The sequence below is a fragment of the Nonomuraea recticatena genome (assembly GCF_039533245.1).
In the GTDB taxonomy this organism is placed as follows: Bacteria; Actinomycetota; Actinomycetes; order Streptosporangiales; family Streptosporangiaceae; genus Nonomuraea; species Nonomuraea roseola.
In genome coordinates, this window is sequence record NZ_BAAATE010000001.1 from 649,608 (window position 1) to 666,732 (window position 17,125).

Sequence of the window (17,125 nt, forward strand, 5' to 3'; positions counted from 1 at the left end):
GCGGTGGGCGGACCTGCGGCAGGGTTATGGCTGTCAGGAGAGCGAAGCGCGCTCGAAGCTGCCCCGTGGCTGGAGAGCTTCTGCGAAGTGCGGATCGAGAGCGACGACTCGCTTGAGTTCTACGTCCGCCAGCCATCAGCGGTCGGCCTCTACGGCCTCGAACGGCTCTCACTCAGTCCGTTCCATCTCGGACCGGAGTCGCTGGAGGACTACCAGGAGCTGGATTTCCCGGGGCTTGACCGCCCGCCCACCGCAGAGTTGGCCCTGCTCGCCCACTCCTCGGGGCGGGACAACCACCTTCTCCTCGGGCATCTTGCCCATTTCCTTGCCGAACGATTCGACGCGCTGATCGACTTCGGCGGCCTGCTCGGTTACGGATTCTCCCTCCACGACCTCTCCCGCGAGGACGAGAAAGATTGCCTCGCCGAGGTCCGGGCCCTGGTGTCGTCGCTCCCGGGCCGCGTCTGGGAGATGCCGTACGCCGCGCACGGCGGAGGTTACGGGTATAGCCACGTCGGCGATCTCGAGTTCCTGGCCGCATGGCTGGGCCATCCCAACTTCCACATGATCACGTAGCAGTACAGGAGAAGGGCTGGCCAGGGGGTTACCCGGATGCGATGAGACTACTTCCGGAACTAGCTTGCTTGCCGCCCAGGAGGTAGTCGTAGATGCGGGCCGCGCTCGGCACACTCGGATCGATGCCCGCGGGTGTGCACCCCTCGGTCACCCCCTCATATCACCACATATCCGATCATTGGCGGGACAGGTCCATGGTCCAGTTGGTGCGCCAGCTCGCCCCTTCGTCGTAGGAGAACGACTGTTCCCAGCGGGCGGTCTCGGGTGTCGGGCGGGTCCACTCGAAGCGGACCTTCACCGGCAGCCCTCCGAGCACGTCGTCGCAGACGAACTCGCCGCGCCCGTCGCGCCAGGCTCCTTCCACCGGCGGGTCGAGCTGCCCCGGCTGGCGGGTGGAGGCCCACCAGATGCGCCACACACCGGCCTCCGGATCGAACTGGCGGAGGGTGAACCCCTCGAAGGTGTCGGCGTGGAGGCGGTCGATGTGACCGAGGCCGCCGAGGATGGGCTCGGCGTGCGCGGTGGCCTCGAACTCCACCCACTCGGAGCAGGCAGGGTCGGTGACGTCGGCGAGTTTGCGGTTGCGCACCCGCCAGTCGCCGAAGATGAAGTCGAAGTCGTGACGGCCGTCGGAGGAAGGGCTCAACGTCTGCTCCTTGTCGGGGGGTGGCCCACTCTAGGGAGCCGCTCCGACAGTTTCCGCCTGCCGTACGAATGACCAGAATTGTATTCTGTTGCCGTAACCCCAGCATGGAGGCGACTGATGCAGCGAGACCTCTTCGAGGAGGAGCACCTGCTCTTCCAGGAGACCGTCCGAGAGTTCATGGCCCGCGAGGTCCTCCCCCACCACGCCCAGTGGGAGAAAGACGGCATCGTGCCGAGGGAGGTCTGGAAGAAGGCCGGCGAGCTCGGCATGTTCGGTTTCTCCGTGCCCGAGGAGTACGGCGGCGCGGGCATCACGGACTTCCGCTACAACGCGGTGATCGTCGAGGAGATCATCAGGACCGGCGCGTCCGGCCTGGGCTTCTCGTTGCACAACGACGTGATGGCCCCCTACCTGGTCGACCTCACCAACGACGAGCAGAAGCAGCGCTGGCTGCCCGGGTTCGTCTCCGGTGAGCTGATCACCGCGATCGCGATGACCGAGCCGGGAGCGGGCAGCGACCTTCAGGGCATCAGGACCACGGCGGTGCGCGAGGGCGACCACTACGTGGTCAACGGGCAGAAGACGTTCATCACCAACGGCATCAACGCCGACCTCGTCGTGGTGGTGGCCAAGACCGATCCCTCGGCGGGGGCGAGGGGCACGACGCTGCTCGTCGTCGAGCGCGGCATGGAGGGCTTCGGCCGAGGCAGGAACCTCGACAAGATCGGCATGAAGGCGCAGGACACCGCCGAGCTGTTCTTCGAGAACGTGCGGGTGCCGGTGACCAACCGGCTGGGTGAGGAGGACGGCCAGGGCTTCTTCCAGCTCATGAACAACCTGCCGCAGGAGCGCATGTCGATCGCCGTCGCGGCCGTGGCGGCGGCGGAGGCGGTGCTGGAGCAGACGATCGAGTACTGCAAGACCCGGCAGGCCTTCGGCCGCACCATCGGCAGCTTCCAGAACACCAGGTTCGTGCTCGCCGAGCTCGCCACCGAGACCGAGATCGCCCGCCACTTCGTCGACAAGTGCGTCGTCGCGCTCAACGCGGGGCAGCTGTCGGCCGTCGACGCGGCCAAGGCGAAGTGGTGGACCACGGAGCTGCAGAACAAGGTGATCGACCGCTGCCTGCAGCTGCACGGCGGCTACGGCTACATGATGGAGTACCCGGTCGCCAAGGCCTGGGTGGACAGCAGGGTGCAGACGATCTACGGCGGAACCACGGAGATCATGAAGGAGATTATCGGCCGCTCCTTCGGCTTCTAGACCATACTGGTTCATATGGACGGCGGCCTGATCCTCCTGGTCTTCCTGGCGTTGCTGTTCGCCTGGGCGCTCAACCGCGTGCGCAGAGCGCTGCGCCTCGGCCCCGTCGGCTATGTCGGCGTGGTCGTCGTCTTCATCATCGTCATGCTGGCGATCTGGGGTCAGACGCTTCGAGGATGACCCTGGCGACCAGCTCGGGGTCGTCGCTCATCGGCACGTGCCCGCAGCCCTTGAGCAGCTTCACCCGCTGGTTCGACCAGCGGGCCGCCCGTACGGCCTGCCGCCGGAGCAGCAGCCGGTCGTGCTCGCCCCACGCGATCGTGATCGGCGACTTCGGCGGCGCGGGCGGCATCATGCCCGTGAAGGAGTCGAGCGTCTCGTTGAAGCCTGGAGCCGAGGCGAGCGCCTCGGTGGCGGCGGCCAGGGCGACGCGTCCGAGCCGCGAGGGATGGGCGACGAGCAGGCCCGCGCCGAGGAAGCCCAGCGGCTCGGAGCCCAGCAGCCGCGACAGCGCCCCAGAGCCCGGGGCCTCGGCCCCTTCAGCGGCGCCGCCCTCCGCTGAGGCCCGCATGGCGCGCAGCACGCTCTGGCACCACAGCAGCTCCGCCCTCGACCAGAACCCGGCAGGGGAGATCGCGGTGGCGGTGCGGACCACTCCGCGGGAGGCCAGCTCCAGCGCGATGTAGCCGCCGAGGGAATTGCCCGCCACGTGCGGCTCGCGCACGTCGAGCATCGCGCAGAACGACTCCACCGCGTCGGCCAGCGACTCGGCCGTGTACGGCGTGCCGGGCGGCAGCCCCTGCGACCTCCCGAACCCCGGCAGGTCCACCGCGATCACATCACGCGAGGCGGCGAGGCGGTCCATGACCGGAAGCCACGCCTGCCAGTGGTGGCCGATGCCGTGGACGAGGATCAGCGGCGGGCCGTGACCGCGCCGCTCGAAGGCCAGCTCCATGGCAACGAGTCAATCACTACCTGCTACGCGTGGGAATCTCGAACCAGACCGCTTTGCCTTCCCTGGTGGGTCTGGAGCCCCAGCGCTTGGCGAGCTGGTCGACCAGGTAGAGCCCGCGGCCGCCCTCGTCGTTCTCGCCGGCGCTGCGGATGCGCGGCAGGCGCAGGTCCTGGTCGAAGACCTCGACCCAGACCGACTCCTCGCCCCTGCGCAGCCTGAGGGTGAACTCCTTGTCGCTGACCAGCTCCTCCTCGAAGCCCGGCACGTCCCACGACTCCTCGAACGGCAGCGGCGGCCCCTCGACCACCAGCTCCCTGCGCGGGATGCTCGCGGTGGCGGCGTGCAGGACGACGTTGGTGACCACCTCGGAGACCAGCAGGCAGGCCAGCTCGGCGCGTTCGTCGGGCACGTTCCACCCGGAGAAGGCCTCGGCCGCCATGCGCCTGGCCTCGCCGACCATGATCGGCTGGGCGGGGAAGGTGCGCTCCTCGACGTCGAGGTCGACGGGGCTGGCGCGCAGCACGAGGATCGCCATGTCGTCGTCGATCTCGCCTGGCACCGCGCGGGTGGCGGTGTCGGCGATGCGCTCGACGTTCTCCTTGGTGCAGGCGGCGAGCTTCTCCTGCAGGATGCCCAGGGTCTCCTCGTCGGAGGGCATCCTGCCGCCGAAGTCGCGGCCGGGACGCCGGTCGACGAGGCCGTCGGTGTAGAGGACCAGCGCGGCGCCCGGCGGCAGCGTGCGGGTCTCCTCCTTGTAGACCAGATCGGCGTGCATGCCCTTGGCGCGCACGCCGAGGGGCTGGCCGACCTCCTCGATGCTCATCTCCAGGCACTGGCCGTCGTGCAGCAGCAGGGGGGGCGCGTGGCCCGCGTTGGCGAAGGACAGCTGGCGCGACCAGGCGTCGTAGACGAGGTACTGGCAGGTGACGATGGGCGGCACGCTGATGTCGGCGCCCGACTCGTCCTGCTCGGGGGTGGCGATGATGCGGGTCCACTCGTCGAGCCTGGCCAGGATGTCGGCGGGCGGCTTGTCGTCCTGGGCGAAGGCGCGCAGAGCGGCGCGCAGCTGGCCCATGATGGCCGCCGCCTTGGCGCCGCGGCCCTCCACGTCGCCGATGACGATGCCGACCCTGCCGGCCGACAGCGGGATCACGTCGTACCAGTCGCCGCCGACCTGGGTCTGGATGCCCTGGCCGTGAGAGGCGAGCGGGGCCGCCGGGTAGTAGCGGACGGCTATGTCGAGGCCGTCGAGCGCGGGCAGGGCCCTGGGCAGCAGGTGCTTCTGGAAGGACTCGGCGGTGTGCCGCTCCTCCTCGAACAGCAGCGCGTTGTCGACGGCGAGCGCGACGCGGGTGGCGATGGCGCCGACGAAGTCACGGTCGAAGGCGTCGTAGTGGGGGCTGCGCCGGTCGGTGAGGTTGGACAGGCCGAGGTACATCAGGCCGAGCGTCTCGCCGCGCACGCACAGCGGGGCGACCACCGCGGAGGTCATGCCGATCTCGCCGCACAGCCGGGCGCTGCCCTCGTGGGGGCTGGGGAAATTGCTGGAGGCGAAGTCTTCGACCAGGATCGTCTCCTGGCGGCGCATCGCGGTGTCGGCGTAGTGGCCCGCCGGATAGCGGATCTCCGAACCCACGGGCTTCCAGGTGTCGGGCGGCGGGGTCCAGCCCTGCACGTGCTGGGAGACCCTGCGCACCAGCCGCTCACCCTCCATCAGCTCGATGAAGCAGTGGTCGGCGAACTGCGGCACCAGCATCTCGGCGACCCGCTTGAGCGTCTCCTCGACGTAGAGGGAGCCCGCCAGCCGCTCACCGATGCGTTCGAGCAGGCCGAAGCGGTCCTTCTCGCGCTCGTTGCTGCGCATGGCCTCGCGGGCGGTGATCACGATGCCCGTCACCGACCCGGAGTCGTGACGCAGCGGCACCGCCTGGGCCCTGACGTAGATCATGGTGCCGTCGCCGCGCTTGACGTCGAAGGTGCCCTCCCACACGCCGCCCTTGAGCACGTGCTTGGCGAGCTCGACGGCGAGCGGGTGATCCTTCTCCATGATGCCGAGCGAGAGGACGGAGCCCTCCCGCACCGACCCCTTGCCCTGGCGCCCGAACAACTTCTCCGCGAACGGATTCCAGTACAGGAGGTTGCTGAAACGATCCGTCACCACGACGGCCATCTCCGCGTGGTCGAGGACCGCTGACGCCGACAAGAAGTCGACCGCTTCCTGAGACAAATCCCCCCAGCGTTTCATCCGGAGACCACTCCTCGGGGAGGCATGTGCGCAAAGCGAACCACGGGCGCTCCTGCAACAGTCGTGTCCGGGGAGTGGAGGGACTCCCATCTGGGATTCAACCAAGCAGCAGCGCCGTCGTCAGCGCATCGAGACGAATACGTGCGCGGCGATCTCACGCGGAAGCTCCGCGGGAGTCTCTGTCGCGTCGTTATCACCTGTCACCCGCACACCGTCGTCGCTCGCCGCGAGCGTCACCTCGCGTCCGGGTTGTATCCCAACTTGCTTGAGTTTAAGCATCACAGCGGGATCGCTTTGCACTTGTTCGCTAATTCGACGCACGACTACGGGTACTTCTCTGGGTCCTGCGAGGTCAGCCATGCAAGGGAAGGTCTGCCACGCGTCGCCCTGTGGCCCCTGCGCGCCGAGCTCCTCCAGACCTGGGATGGGGTTGCCGTGGGGGTCGACCGTCGGATTGTCGAGCAGCTTCACCAGCCGCTCCTCGACCGACTCCGACATCACGTGCTCCCAGCGGCAGGCCTCGATGTGCACCTCCTCCCACGGCAGGCCGATGACCTGGGTCAGCAGGCACTCGGCGAGGCGATGTTTGCGCATGACGCGCGTGGCGAGGGTGCGGCCGAGGTCGGTCATGGCCAGATGGCGGTCGCCCTCCACCCTGACCAGCCCGTCGCGCTCCATGCGCGCCACGGTCTGGCTGACGGTGGGACCACTTTGCTGGAGCCGCTCCGCGATGCGCGCACGAAGGGGAACGATCCCCTCTTCCTCGAGTTCGTAGATCGTACGGAGGTACATCTCCGTCGTGTCGATCAAGCCGTGTGCGGTCAAGGCTCCTCCCGTCCTGAATGCTACGTCGGTCGTGGGGCACAGAAGCCACAGAAACCCTAGTGGGAGAACGACCAACGATGGCAAAGGACGGAAACACCGGAGCGGCCCGGTTCCTTCCCGAGCGGCTCACCCTGCCCGAGCTGCGGCGCGCCGCGGCTCACTGCGAGGGTTGCGATCTCTATCGCGACGCCACCCAGACCGTGTTCGGCGAGGGCCCTTCGCAGGCCCGATTTCTGATCGTCGGCGAGCAGCCGGGCGACCAGGAGGACCGCAAGGGCGCTCCTTTCGTGGGGCCCGCGGGCCGCATCCTGGACAAGGGGCTGGAGGAGGCGGGCATCGACCGCCAGGAGGCCTACCTGACCAACGCCGTGAAGCACTTCTCCTTCACGCTCAGGGGGAAGCGCAGGATCCACCAGAAGCCGACCATCGCCGAGATCGAGGCGTGCAACCCGTGGCTGAACGCCGAGCTGGCCCTGCTGAAGCCGGAGATGGTGGTGGTGCTCGGCGCGACGGCGGCGCGCGCCCTGCTGGGCGCGGCCTTCAAGGTCACCCAGCACCGGGGCGAGGTGCTGGAGCTGGGCGAGGCGCTGGCCGTCGCGACCATCCACCCGTCGGCGGTCCTGCGCGCCCCCGACCGCGACGAGGCCTACCAGGGGTTCCTGTCGGACCTCAGGCTCGCTCGCCACTCCTGTAGTTCCTGAAGGCAGGTACGGCGAGCCCCACCAGCAGGACGGCGACCGCGCAGGCGAGACCGCCGCCCACCCACGCGCCCGTCATCCCGACGGCCGTGGCGGTGGCCCCCGCCCGCAGGTCGCCGAGGCGCGGCCCGCCGGCGACCACCACCATGAAGACGCCCTGCATACGGCCCCGCATCTCGTCGGGCGCGTGCAGCTGGAGGATCGACTGCCGCCACACCGAGGAGACCACGTCGGCCACGCCGCCGACGGCCATGAACGCCACCACCAGCCACAGCTCGTGCACCATCCCCGCGGCGGCCACGGCCAGACCCCACACCGCGATGACGATCACCAGCGCGACGCCCTGCCGCCTGACCCTGACGACCCATCCGGAGAACAGCGCGCCCGCCACCGACCCGATCGCCATCGCGGACGTCAGCCAGCCCAGGGCGATCATCGAGCCGCCGAAGCGCTCGGCGACCAGCTCGGGGAAGAGCGCCCTCGGCAGCGCGAAGACCATGGCGATGATGTCCACGACGAACGACATCAGCAGGACGGGGCTGCCCATGATGAAGCGCAGCCCCTCCAGCACGGCCTTCGCTCCCGGGCGGACCACCTCGCCGAGCGGCTGGAGGGCCGGCAGCCGCAGCGCGGCGTAGAGGCTCGCGCTGAAGAGCACCGCGTCGATGGCGTAGGCGGCGCCGAAGCCGCCGGTGGCGAGCACGACGCCGCCGATCATCGGGCCGAAGACCGCGCCGAGGCTGAAGACCAGCGAGTTGAGCGCGTTGGCGGCGGGCACCAGGTCAGGAGGGAGCAGCCTGGGGATGATCGCCCCTCTGGTGGAGGAGCTGATCGCGAACCCCGCTGCGCCCAGCGCGACGGCGACCAGGAGCACGTGGACGTTGCCGAGCCCGAGCATCGCCTGGGCCACGAGGAGGATCGTGCTCGCCCACGCGACCACGCAGCCGATGATCAGCAGCTTGCGCCTGTCCATGGCGTCGGCTACCGCGCCGCCCCACAGCCCGAAGACCACCAGCGGGATCAGGTTGGACAGGCCGAGCATGCCCACCCAGAACGAGGAGTGGGTGAGGTCCCACACCTGCTGGCTGACCGCGACCACGGTCACCGCGACGCCTACGTGCGAGACGGCCTGTCCCGCCCACAGGCGCCGGTAGGCCGGCACGCGGAGCGGTCGCGTGTCGACAACGAAATCCCCGAAAGCCATTCACGGCACATTAGGGGGCGAGTCGCTCCAGGACCCAACCAGGGTGAACCCGCCGGTAGCGCAACCTGTCGTGCATCCGCTCCAGCTGGCCCTGCCAGAACTCCACCTCCGTGGGCACCACGCGGAAGCCGCCCCAGAAGTCGGGAACGGGCGGCTCCTCCGGCCAGCGCGCGGCCAGCTCGGCGTAGCGCGCGTCGAGCTCCTCCCTCGACCTGACGACCGCCGACTGGCGTGAGGCCCACGCGGCGATGCGGGAGCCGTACGGCCTGGAGTTGAAGTAGGCGGCCGACTCCTCGTGGGCGAGGCGGGCCACGCTGCCCTCGACGCGGACCTGACGGCGGATCGGATGCCAGGGGAACAGCAGCGAGGCGCGGGCGTTCTCGGCCAGGTCGCGGCCCTTGCGGGACTCGTAGTTGGTGAAGAAGACGAACCCGTGCTCGTCGTAGCCCTTGAGCAGCACGGTGCGCGCGCTCGGCCTGCCGCCCGCCGAGGCGGTGGCGACCACCATCGCGTTCGGTTCCGGCAGTCCAGCCTCCAGCGCCTCCTCGAACCAACGGGTGAATTGCGTGATCGGATCGGCCGCTACGTCGGTTTCGAGCAACGGCCTGCCCTCATAGGTACGGCGGAGCCCCGCCAGCGAAGTGGCATCCACGAGAAGGTATTCTTGCGCGCTTGGTGGCGATCCCACGCATTGCCCCCTACCAGCAGTGATGAGGTTTCGGCGTGCCCGAAGACGAAGCACGCTCACGTAGGGGGTTAAATTGACCCGCCGGTATCTCGACATCAACAGAAGCGGACGGGCTCCGGGGATGCGAACACACTCCGAAGCGGGCCGCGACCATGAGTACGGATTGCCCACACGGCAAGAAAGGGAGGCGGCCGAGAATGTCCGACTTCAAACCCGGCCTCGAAGGCGTTGTGGCTTTCGAGACCGAGATCGCGGAACCGGACAAAGAGGGGGGCGCCCTTCGCTACCGGGGCGTCGACATCGAAGATCTGGTCGGCCGTGTCCCGTTCGGGCACGTCTGGGGTCTGCTGGTCGACAACAAGTTCCAGCCCGGCCTTCCGCCGGCTGAGCCGTACCCCATCCCTGTCCACTCCGGTGACATCCGCGTAGACGTGCAGAGCGCGCTGGCCATGCTGGCTCCGGCCTATGGCTTCAAGGCTCTGCTCGACATCGACGACGCGCAGGCTCGCGACGACCTCGCGCGCGCGTCGGTCATGGCCCTGTCGTTCGTGGCGCAGTCCGCGCGCGGCCTCGGCCTGCCGATGGTGCCGCAGAGCAGGGTCGACGAGGCGGCGACCATCACCGAGCGGTTCATGGTCCGCTGGCGCGGCGAGCCCGACCCCAAGCACGTCAAGGCCATCGACGCCTACTGGACCTCCGCCGCCGAGCACGGCATGAACGCCTCCACGTTCACCGCCCGCGTCATCGCCTCCACCGGCGCCGACGTGGCCGCCGCGCTGTCGGGTGCGGTCGGTGCGATGTCCGGCCCGCTGCACGGTGGCGCCCCCGCCCGCGTGCTGCACATGATCGAGGGCGTCGAGAAGCTGGGCGACGCCAAGAAGTACGTCCAGAGCGAGCTCGACGCCGGTAACCGCCTCATGGGGTTCGGCCACCGCGTCTACCGCGCCGAGGACCCGCGCGCCCGCGTGCTTCGCCGCACCGCCAAGGAGCTCGACGCTCCTCGGTACGAGGTGGCCGCAGCGCTGGAGAAGGCCGCTCTCGAGGAGCTGCACGCGCGCAAGCCCGACCGGGTGCTGGCCACCAACGTGGAGTACTGGGCCGCCGTGGTCCTCGACTTCGCCGAGGTTCCCTCCCACATGTTCACCTCGATGTTCACCTGCGCCCGCACGGCCGGCTGGGCCGCGCACATCCTGGAGCAGAAGCGCACGGGCAGGCTGGTCCGCCCAAGCGCGAACTACGTGGGCCCCGCCACGCGTCCGCTGAGCGACGTGCCGGGCGCCGACGAGGTCGTCGGCATCATCTGACACCTCTTCCTCGGTAACGGCCCGCTGATTCCTCCAGCGGGCCGTTTCTCGTTTCCCCCCCAAGAGGGTGCGAATCTCATATCCCGGACCCAGGACAAGCCATGCGAGACGGCTCAGTAGGCTTGGGCAGGTGGCTGACATCGTGATTCCCGCTGACATCAAGCCCGCCGACGGCCGCTTCGGCTGCGGGCCCTCGAAGGTCCGACCCGAGCAGCTGTCCGCGCTCGCCTCCTCGGGCGCGAGCGTGATGGGCACCTCCCATCGACAGAAGCCGGTCAAGAACCTGGTCGGCAGAGTCCGCTCCGGCCTGGCCGACCTGTTCTCGCTGCCCGAGGGCTACCAGGTGGTGCTCGGCAACGGCGGCACCACCGCCTTCTGGGACATCGCCGCCTTCGGGCTGGTGCGCGAGAAGTCGCAGCACCTGTCCTTCGGCGAGTTCTCCTCCAAGTTCGGCGCGGTCGTCAGCAAGGCGCCGTGGCTCGGCGAGCCGACGATCATCAAGTCGGAGGTCGGCACCCACCCCGAGGCCGTGGCCGAGGAGGGCGTCGACGTCTACGCCCTCACCCACAACGAGACCTCCACCGGTGTCGCGATGCCGATCAGGCGGGTCGGCGGCGACGACGCCCTGGTCCTGGTCGACGCGACCTCGGGCGCGGGCGGCCTGCCCGTCGACATCTCCGAGACCGACGTCTACTACTTCGCGCCGCAGAAGAGCTTCGCCTCCGACGGCGGGCTCTGGATCGCGATCATGTCGCCGCGCGCGCTGGCCCGTGTCGAGGAGATCGCCGCCTCAGGCCGTTACGTGCCCGAGTTCTTCAGCCTGCCCGTCGCGATCGACAACTCGGGCAAGGACCAGACCTACAACACCCCGTCGGTGGCGACGCTGTTCCTGCTGGCCGAGCAGCTCGACTGGATGAACGGCAACGGTGGCCTGGCCTGGACGACCTCGCGCACCGCCGACTCCTCGCAGCGCCTCTACACGTGGGCGGACAAGTCGTCGTTCGCCACGCCGTTCGCCGCCCCCGAGTTCCGCTCGCAGGTGGTCGGCACGATCGACTTCAGCGACTCCGTCGACGCGGCGGCGGTGGCCAAGGTGCTGCGCGCCAACGGCATCGTCGACACCGAGCCCTACCGCAAGCTCGGCCGCAACCAGCTGCGCGTCGCGATGTTCCCGGCGATCGAGCCCTCCGACATCGAGGCCCTGACCACCTGCATCGACTACGTGGTCGAGCGCCTCTAGCCGCCCTTCGCCCGGCGGGACAGCTCGTCGGGCGACGCGAGCGCGTCCTCAGGCCCGACGCTCCGCTCGAACCTGGCCGGCACCGGCAGCCTGTCGGTGCCGGCGGCGAGCGTCTCGAGCATCAGCTGGGTGACGCGCTCGTCGCGTGTCCGGGCCCGCCGCTCCACTGACCCCTGCGCGCCGCTGAGCCGTCCGCTGAGGGCCTGCGGACCCGGCCGCGACCCGGAGGTTCAGTAGGCCGGGTACGTCGGCGTGGCCAGCCGCTTGCGGCGCAGCACCCAGGCGGCCGCCACCCCGCCGACGAGGCCGAACAGGTGGCCCTGCCATGAGACGCCCACCTGGGTGGGGTCCAGGCCCCACACCAGCGAGTAGTAGGCCACGGCCACCCCGATGCCCACGAGGATGTCGAGGGCGCGCCTGTCGAAGAGCCCCCGTGCGACCACGAACCCGAAGTAGCCGAAGACGAGGCCGCTCGCGCCCACGGTGGCGACGCCGGGAGGCGTGGCGACCCAGGTGCCGACGCCGCCGACCACCATGATGATCAGGGTCGCCCACAGGAACTTGCCGAGCCCGCGGAAGGCGGCGAGGAAGCCGAGGACCAGCAGCGGCAGCGAGTTGGCCATCAGGTGCGCGAAACCGACGTGCAGAAAGGGCGCGAACAGGACTCCGATCAGCCCGTCCGGCGACCAGGCGATGATGCCGAGTTCGGCGTCGAGGTCGCCGGGTGTGACGTAGTCGAAGATCTCGACCGCCCACATGACGACCACCATGCCCCCCACCAGGAGCAGCGCGCCGAGCGCACCCTGCAGCAGGCCGCCCGCGCCACGCTTGACCGACTCGTAGGGGGAACTCATGCGCTCTCCTGCCGCCGAAGGTGGATCGTCTCCCTTTACGGTAATGCGGGGTTTCCCCTCATCGGCATAAAGAAACAGGCTCCTCCCGAGAACGGGAGGAGCCTGACAAGCAGGGCTACTCGCCCCTCCACTGCGGGGCGCGCTTCTCGGCGAAGGCCGCCGCGCCCTCCATCGCGTCCTTGGAGCCGAAGACGGGGTTGATGATCGGCCCCTGCTTCTTGAACATCTCCTCGATCGACCAGTCGGCGGACTCGATGATCACCTTCTTGGTCGCCGCGAGCGCCAGTGGGGCGTTGGCCGCGATCTTCCTGGCCAGTTCGAGCGCGCCCTCGAGCGCCCCGCCCGGTTCGGTGATCCGGTTGACCAGGCCCAGCTCGTACAGCCTGGAAGCCGGGTAGTGGTCACCGGTCAGGGCGATCTCCATGGCCACGTGGTAGGGGATCCTGCGCGGCAGGCGCATGATGCCGCCCGCCCCCGCCACCAGCCCGCGCTTGGGCTCGGGAAGGCCGAACTTCGACTCCGACGACGCCACGATCAGGTCGCACGACAGCGCCAGCTCGAAGCCGCCCGCGAGCGCGTAGCCCTCCACCGCCGCGATCAGCGGCTTCTTGGGCGGGGCCTCCGCGATGCCGCCGAAGCCCCTGCCCTCGATGACGGGGAAGTCGCCCGCGAGGAAGGCCTTCAGGTCCATGCCGGCGGAGAACGTGCCGCCGGCCCCTGTCAGGACGTAGGCCGACACGTCGGTGCGGGAGTCCAGGGAGTCCAGCGCCGCGACGATGCCTCGCGCGACGGCGCCGTTGACGGCGTTGCGAGCCTTCGGGCGGTTGATCGTGATCACCGCGACGCCGTCGGACTCCTCGATCAGAACCTCTTCTGCGGACACGCGCACCTCACTACTTGGGCTGGAAGCGGATGCCACCGTCGAAGCGGATGACCTCGGCGTTCATGTAGTCGTTCTCGACGAGGGAGCGCACCAGGTGGGCGAACTCGTCGGCGCGACCCATGCGCTTGGGGAAGACGACGGGGGCGACGAGCTTGGCCTTGAACTCGTCGGCGTTGCCCGAGAAGCCGTAGATGGGCGTGTCGATGATGCCGGGGCAGATCGTGTTGACGCGCACGCCGATCGCGGCCAGGTCGCGGGCCGCGGGCACGGTCATGCCCACGATGCCGCCCTTGGACGCGGAGTAGGCCAGCTGCCCCGTCTGTCCCTCGAGCGCGGCCACGGAGGCGGTGTTGACGACCACGCCGCGGTGCCCGTCCTCGGAGACGGGGTCGGTCTTGGCGATGGCGGCCGCGCCGATGCGCATGAGGTTGAAGGTGCCGATCAGGTTGACCTCGATGACCTTGCGGTAGCTGGCGAGGTTGTGCGGAGCGCCCTCGCGGTTGACGGTCCGCTCGGCCCAGCCGATGCCCGCGCTGTTGACGATCACGCGAACCGGCTTGCCCGTGGCCACGGCCGCGTCGACGGCCGCCTGCACGTCGCCCTCGTCCGAGACGTCCGTCCTGACGAAGACTCCGCCGAGTTCGTCGGCGATCGACTTGCCGCGCTCCTCGTTGAGGTCGGCGATGACCACGGTCGCGCCCTGGCGGGCGAGCTCGCGGGCCGTGGCCTCGCCCAGCCCGCTGGCCCCGCCCGAGATGATTGCTACTGCTCCGTTGACGTCCATGCCACGGACCCTAACGCGAGAACCGAATGAAGTTCTACTCGGGGTGCCCCAGTTTCTCTTCAGATCTCGCCCACGGCCGTGTCGACGTCCGAATAGACCTTTATCCGCCGGTCGAGGCCGGTGGTGCGGAGGATGCGGGCGACCGGAGCCTGGGGCGCGGCCAGCGAGACGCCGCCGCCTTCGCCCGTGGCCAGCCGCCAGGCCTCGATGAGCACCGACAGCCCGCTGGAGTCCATGAACGACAGCGCCTGGAGATCGAGGACGAGCCGCGCGCCGTCCTGTTTGATGGCGTCGCGCACCTCGTCGCGGAGGAAGGGTGCGGTGAAGAGGTCGAGCTCTCCCTCCACGGCCACCACCACGGCATCGCCCATGGCATGACGCGCCAGCCGCAGCTTCATCTGCCCTCCTCGATGAGCCACTGTACTTCCACATCCCCAGGGGGGCCTCATGGACAAACTACGATCACCACTATGCAGGACGACCTTTCTGGAACCCGCGTACGCCTGCCGGCCCTCGCGATCAGCCCGATCCGGGCTGTTCTGCGTAGGATCGCCTATGCCTGCGCCGCTCTGGGCGTGGTGTTCCTGCTGGTAGCGCTGGATCTGGACGGGTACAAGGACAGCTACGACGGCAAGGTCTCGCTGCTCGACGCGCTCTACTACGCGACGGTGACGGTGTCGACCACAGGGTACGGGGACATCACCCCTGTGACGCCCCTCGCCAGGACAGTGAACATCGTGGCCGTCACCCCGCTGCGCATCGTCTTCCTCGTCATCCTCGTGGGCACGACGCTCGAGGTCCTCACCCAGCGCACCCGCGACAACTTCCTGATCGACCGCTGGAGGTCCAGATTGCGTGACCACACCGTGATCGTCGGCTACGGCACCAAGGGCAGGGCCGCGATCCGCACGCTGCTCGAGAACGAGCGGGCCAAGGAGTCGATCGTGGTCATCGACCCGCGCGGCGACGCGATCGAGGAGGCCAACGGCGACGGCTTCGCCGGCGTGGTCGGCGACGCCACCCGCAGTGACGTGCAGAACAGGGCGGGCGTCAGCAGGGCGAAGGAGATCATCGTCGCCACCCAGCGCGACGACACCACGGCGCTCGTCACGCTGACCGCGCGTCAGCTCAACAAGCGCGCCACGATCGTGGCCGCGGTGCGCGAGGCGGAGAACGACCCCCTCATACGGCAGAGCGGCGCCGACGTCGTCATCACCTCCTCCGAGGCGGCGGGCAGGATGCTCGGCGTGGCCACCCAGAGCCCCGCCGTCAGCGCGCTGATCGAGGACTTCCTGGCCTACGGCAAGGGGCTCGACCTGGAGGAGCGCCCCGTCAAGCCGCACGAGATCGGCAGGTCGCCCTCCCAGTGCGACGGCGTGGTCGTCGCGGTCGTGCGCGATGGAAGGATCATGACCTACGCCGACCAGGAGGTCTCCTCGATCATGGAGGGCGACCGCGTGCTGGTCGTCAACGCCCCTCAGGAATAGCGAAGCCGTACGGCAGCTCGAGGCGGTGGGCGGCCAGCAGCGCGGGGTCGGCCAGCAGCGAACGGGTGGGCCCGTCGGCTGCGATCACCCCTCCTGACAGGATCAGCGAGCGCTCGCACAGCTCCAGCGCGTACGGCAGGTCGTGGGTGACCATCAGCACGGTCACGTCGAGCGAGCGGAGGATCTCGGCCAGTTCCCTGCGGGCGGCGGGGTCGAGGTTGGACGAGGGCTCGTCCAGCACGAGGATCTCGGGCTCCATGACGAGCACGGTGGCCACCGCCACCCGCCGCCGCTGCCCGAAGGACAGGTGGTGCGGCGGCCTGTCGGCGTGGTCGGCCATGCCCACCCTGTCGAGGGCGTTCTTGACCCTGCGCTCCAGTTCCTCGCCCTTGACGCCCATGTTGGCGGGGCCGAAGGCCACGTCGTCGCGGACGGTCGGCATGAACAGCTGGTCGTCGGGGTCCTGGAAGACCAGCCCGACCCGCTGCCTGATCTCCTTCAGCGTGCCGGGGCGCACCTCCGTGCCCGCCACCCTGACCAGGCCGTGGCCGGCGGTGAGGATGCCGTTGAGGTGCATGACGAGCGTGGTCTTGCCCGCGCCGTTCGGCCCGAGCAGCGCGACGCGCTCGCCCCTGCCGATCGTCAGGTCGACGCCGAACAGCGCCTGCGTGCCGTCCGGGTAGGCGTAGGCGAGCTCGCGCACCTCCAGGGAATTCACCACCATGACGCTCCAAGGACGGCCAGTGCGGTGACCGGCAGGGCCAGCGCGACCACCCACTGCCGCCCTGATCCCGAAATTTCGTGAATGACGGGGAGGGATCCGTTGTACCCCCTGCTGAGCATAGCCAGGTGGACCCGCTCACCCCGCTCGTAGGAGCGGATGAACAGCGCTCCCGCCGAGCGCGCGATCACCGGGATCTGCCGCACGTCGCGCGCCACGAAGCCGCGCGACTCCCTGGCCACCCGCATCCGCCGCATCTCTTCCATGATCACGTCCAGGTAGCGGAGCATGAACATCGCGATCTGCACCAGCAGCGAGGGCAGCCTCAGCCGCTGCGCGCCCAGAAGGATCATCCGGGGCTCGGTCGTGGCCGCAAGCAGGATGGAGGCCACGACGCCGAGCGAGGCCTTGGCCAGGATGTTCCACGCCGCCCACAGCCCCTGCACGCTCAGCGAGAGGCCGAGCACCTCGGCCCTCTCCCCCATCCCGATGAACGGGATCGCCACCGCGAACGCCACGAACGGCACCTCGATCACCATCCGCCGCGCGACGTGGCCGAGCGGCACGCGGGCCACCACCGCCACGGCGGCCAGCAGCAGCGCGTAGCAGCCGAACGCCCAGAAGGACTCCCGCGGCGTGGCCACGACGACGACCGCGAACGCGAGCACCGCCACCAGCTTGCAGTGCGGCGGCAGCCGGTGGACCGGCGAGTCGCCCGGACGGTAGAGCTGGTGGTGGTGTCCCGCGCCCAT

20 protein-coding genes are annotated in these 17,125 nt (G+C 69.3%); 7 read left to right on the forward strand and 13 right to left on the reverse strand.

Going from position 1 to position 17,125, the window contains the following annotated elements:
* Nucleotides 1–3 precede the first annotated feature (3 nt).
* Nucleotides 4–576, forward strand: coding sequence for a DUF6368 family protein (locus ABFX50_RS03085; protein WP_346142955.1), 573 nt, complete (start codon nt 4–6; stop codon nt 574–576).
* 175 nt (nt 577–751) lie between these two features.
* Here the strand turns inward: ABFX50_RS03085 and ABFX50_RS03090 are convergent, their stop codons facing one another.
* Nucleotides 752–1,222, reverse strand: coding sequence for a hypothetical protein (locus ABFX50_RS03090; protein ID WP_346142957.1), 471 nt, complete (start codon nt 1,220–1,222; stop codon nt 752–754).
* A gap of 117 nt (nt 1,223–1,339) precedes the next feature.
* Here ABFX50_RS03090 and ABFX50_RS03095 point away from each other — a divergent pair, with 117 nt between their 5' ends.
* Nucleotides 1,340–2,485 (forward strand): acyl-CoA dehydrogenase family protein, encoded by a 1,146-nt coding sequence (locus ABFX50_RS03095; protein ID WP_346142959.1) that lies wholly within the window; start codon nt 1,340–1,342, stop codon nt 2,483–2,485.
* Between the two features lie 15 nt (nt 2,486–2,500).
* Nucleotides 2,501–2,665 (forward strand): hypothetical protein, encoded by a 165-nt coding sequence (locus tag ABFX50_RS03100; RefSeq protein ID WP_346126352.1) that lies wholly within the window; start codon nt 2,501–2,503, stop codon nt 2,663–2,665.
* Here ABFX50_RS03100 and ABFX50_RS03105 read toward each other — a convergent pair.
* The 3 genes from ABFX50_RS03105 to ABFX50_RS03115 form a co-directional block, all read right to left on the reverse strand.
* Nucleotides 2,628–3,440 (reverse strand): alpha/beta fold hydrolase, encoded by an 813-nt coding sequence (locus tag ABFX50_RS03105; RefSeq protein WP_183651007.1) that lies wholly within the window; start codon nt 3,438–3,440, stop codon nt 2,628–2,630. The two genes, ABFX50_RS03100 and ABFX50_RS03105, sit on opposite strands and share 38 nt — an antisense overlap.
* Before the next feature lie 16 nt (nt 3,441–3,456).
* The gene (locus ABFX50_RS03110) at nt 3,457–5,685 is read right to left on the reverse strand and encodes an ATP-binding SpoIIE family protein phosphatase (RefSeq protein WP_346142961.1); all 2,229 of its coding nucleotides are present in this window, start codon (nt 5,683–5,685) and stop codon (nt 3,457–3,459) included.
* 120 nt (nt 5,686–5,805) lie between these two features.
* On the reverse strand, nt 5,806–6,510 hold the full coding sequence (locus ABFX50_RS03115) for an iron-dependent transcriptional repressor DtxR (protein ID WP_281388171.1): 705 nt from the start codon (nt 6,508–6,510) through the stop codon (nt 5,806–5,808).
* Between the two features lie 77 nt (nt 6,511–6,587).
* On the opposite strand from ABFX50_RS03115, the gene ABFX50_RS03120 reads away from it, so the two are divergent.
* Complete coding sequence (locus tag ABFX50_RS03120; protein WP_346142964.1) at nt 6,588–7,211, forward strand: UdgX family uracil-DNA binding protein; 624 nt, start codon at nt 6,588–6,590, stop codon at nt 7,209–7,211.
* Here the strand turns inward: ABFX50_RS03120 and ABFX50_RS03125 are convergent.
* Together ABFX50_RS03125 and pdxH are read right to left on the reverse strand one after the other, a co-directional pair.
* On the reverse strand, nt 7,180–8,412 hold the full coding sequence (locus tag ABFX50_RS03125; protein ID WP_346142966.1) for an MFS transporter: 1,233 nt from the start codon (nt 8,410–8,412) through the stop codon (nt 7,180–7,182). The genes ABFX50_RS03120 and ABFX50_RS03125 overlap by 32 nt on opposite strands.
* Nucleotides 8,413–8,422: 10 nt before the next feature.
* Nucleotides 8,423–9,064 (reverse strand): pyridoxamine 5'-phosphate oxidase, encoded by a 642-nt coding sequence (gene pdxH, locus ABFX50_RS03130; RefSeq protein ID WP_183651019.1) that lies wholly within the window; start codon nt 9,062–9,064, stop codon nt 8,423–8,425.
* A 233-nt stretch (nt 9,065–9,297) separates the two neighbouring features.
* Between pdxH and ABFX50_RS03135 the strand changes: the two genes are divergently transcribed.
* Nucleotides 9,298–10,404, forward strand: a complete 1,107-nt coding sequence (locus ABFX50_RS03135) for a citrate synthase 2 (protein WP_183651022.1) — start codon at nt 9,298–9,300, stop codon at nt 10,402–10,404.
* Between the two features lie 130 nt (nt 10,405–10,534).
* Complete coding sequence (gene serC, locus ABFX50_RS03140; RefSeq protein WP_183651024.1) at nt 10,535–11,644, forward strand: phosphoserine transaminase; 1,110 nt, start codon at nt 10,535–10,537, stop codon at nt 11,642–11,644.
* Here the strand turns inward: serC and ABFX50_RS03145 are convergent.
* The 5 genes from ABFX50_RS03145 to ABFX50_RS03165 all read right to left on the reverse strand — a co-directional run bounded on the left by ABFX50_RS03145 (nt 11,641) and on the right by ABFX50_RS03165 (nt 14,563).
* The gene (locus ABFX50_RS03145) at nt 11,641–11,811 is read right to left on the reverse strand and encodes a hypothetical protein (protein WP_346142969.1); all 171 of its coding nucleotides are present in this window, start codon (nt 11,809–11,811) and stop codon (nt 11,641–11,643) included. The two genes, serC and ABFX50_RS03145, sit on opposite strands and share 4 nt — an antisense overlap.
* Before the next feature lie 63 nt (nt 11,812–11,874).
* Complete coding sequence (locus ABFX50_RS03150; protein WP_246452039.1) at nt 11,875–12,498, reverse strand: rhomboid family intramembrane serine protease; 624 nt, start codon at nt 12,496–12,498, stop codon at nt 11,875–11,877.
* A gap of 115 nt (nt 12,499–12,613) precedes the next feature.
* A complete protein-coding gene (locus tag ABFX50_RS03155; protein WP_346142971.1) occupies nt 12,614–13,381 on the reverse strand; it encodes a crotonase/enoyl-CoA hydratase family protein in 768 nt (255 codons plus the stop codon).
* Between the two features lie 10 nt (nt 13,382–13,391).
* On the reverse strand, nt 13,392–14,165 hold the full coding sequence (locus tag ABFX50_RS03160) for an SDR family NAD(P)-dependent oxidoreductase (protein ID WP_344839377.1): 774 nt from the start codon (nt 14,163–14,165) through the stop codon (nt 13,392–13,394).
* Nucleotides 14,166–14,224: 59 nt separating this feature from the next.
* Entirely contained in the window at nt 14,225–14,563 is a 339-nt protein-coding gene (locus tag ABFX50_RS03165; protein ID WP_183651030.1) for an STAS domain-containing protein, read from the reverse strand.
* 72 nt (nt 14,564–14,635) lie between these two features.
* Here ABFX50_RS03165 and ABFX50_RS03170 point away from each other — a divergent pair, with 72 nt between their 5' ends.
* Entirely contained in the window at nt 14,636–15,652 is a 1,017-nt protein-coding gene (locus tag ABFX50_RS03170) for a potassium channel family protein (RefSeq protein WP_346142973.1), read from the forward strand.
* Here the strand turns inward: ABFX50_RS03170 and ABFX50_RS03175 are convergent.
* Together ABFX50_RS03175 and cbiQ are read right to left on the reverse strand one after the other, a co-directional pair.
* Nucleotides 15,633–16,376 carry an energy-coupling factor ABC transporter ATP-binding protein gene (locus ABFX50_RS03175; RefSeq protein ID WP_346142975.1) on the reverse strand — a complete coding sequence of 248 codons (744 nt, stop codon included), beginning with the start codon at nt 16,374–16,376 and terminating at the stop codon, nt 15,633–15,635. The genes ABFX50_RS03170 and ABFX50_RS03175 overlap by 20 nt on opposite strands.
* On the reverse strand, nt 16,367–17,125 hold the full coding sequence (gene cbiQ / locus ABFX50_RS03180; RefSeq protein ID WP_346142977.1) for a cobalt ECF transporter T component CbiQ: 759 nt from the start codon (nt 17,123–17,125) through the stop codon (nt 16,367–16,369). Before cbiQ ends, ABFX50_RS03175 begins: the two co-directional genes overlap by 10 nt.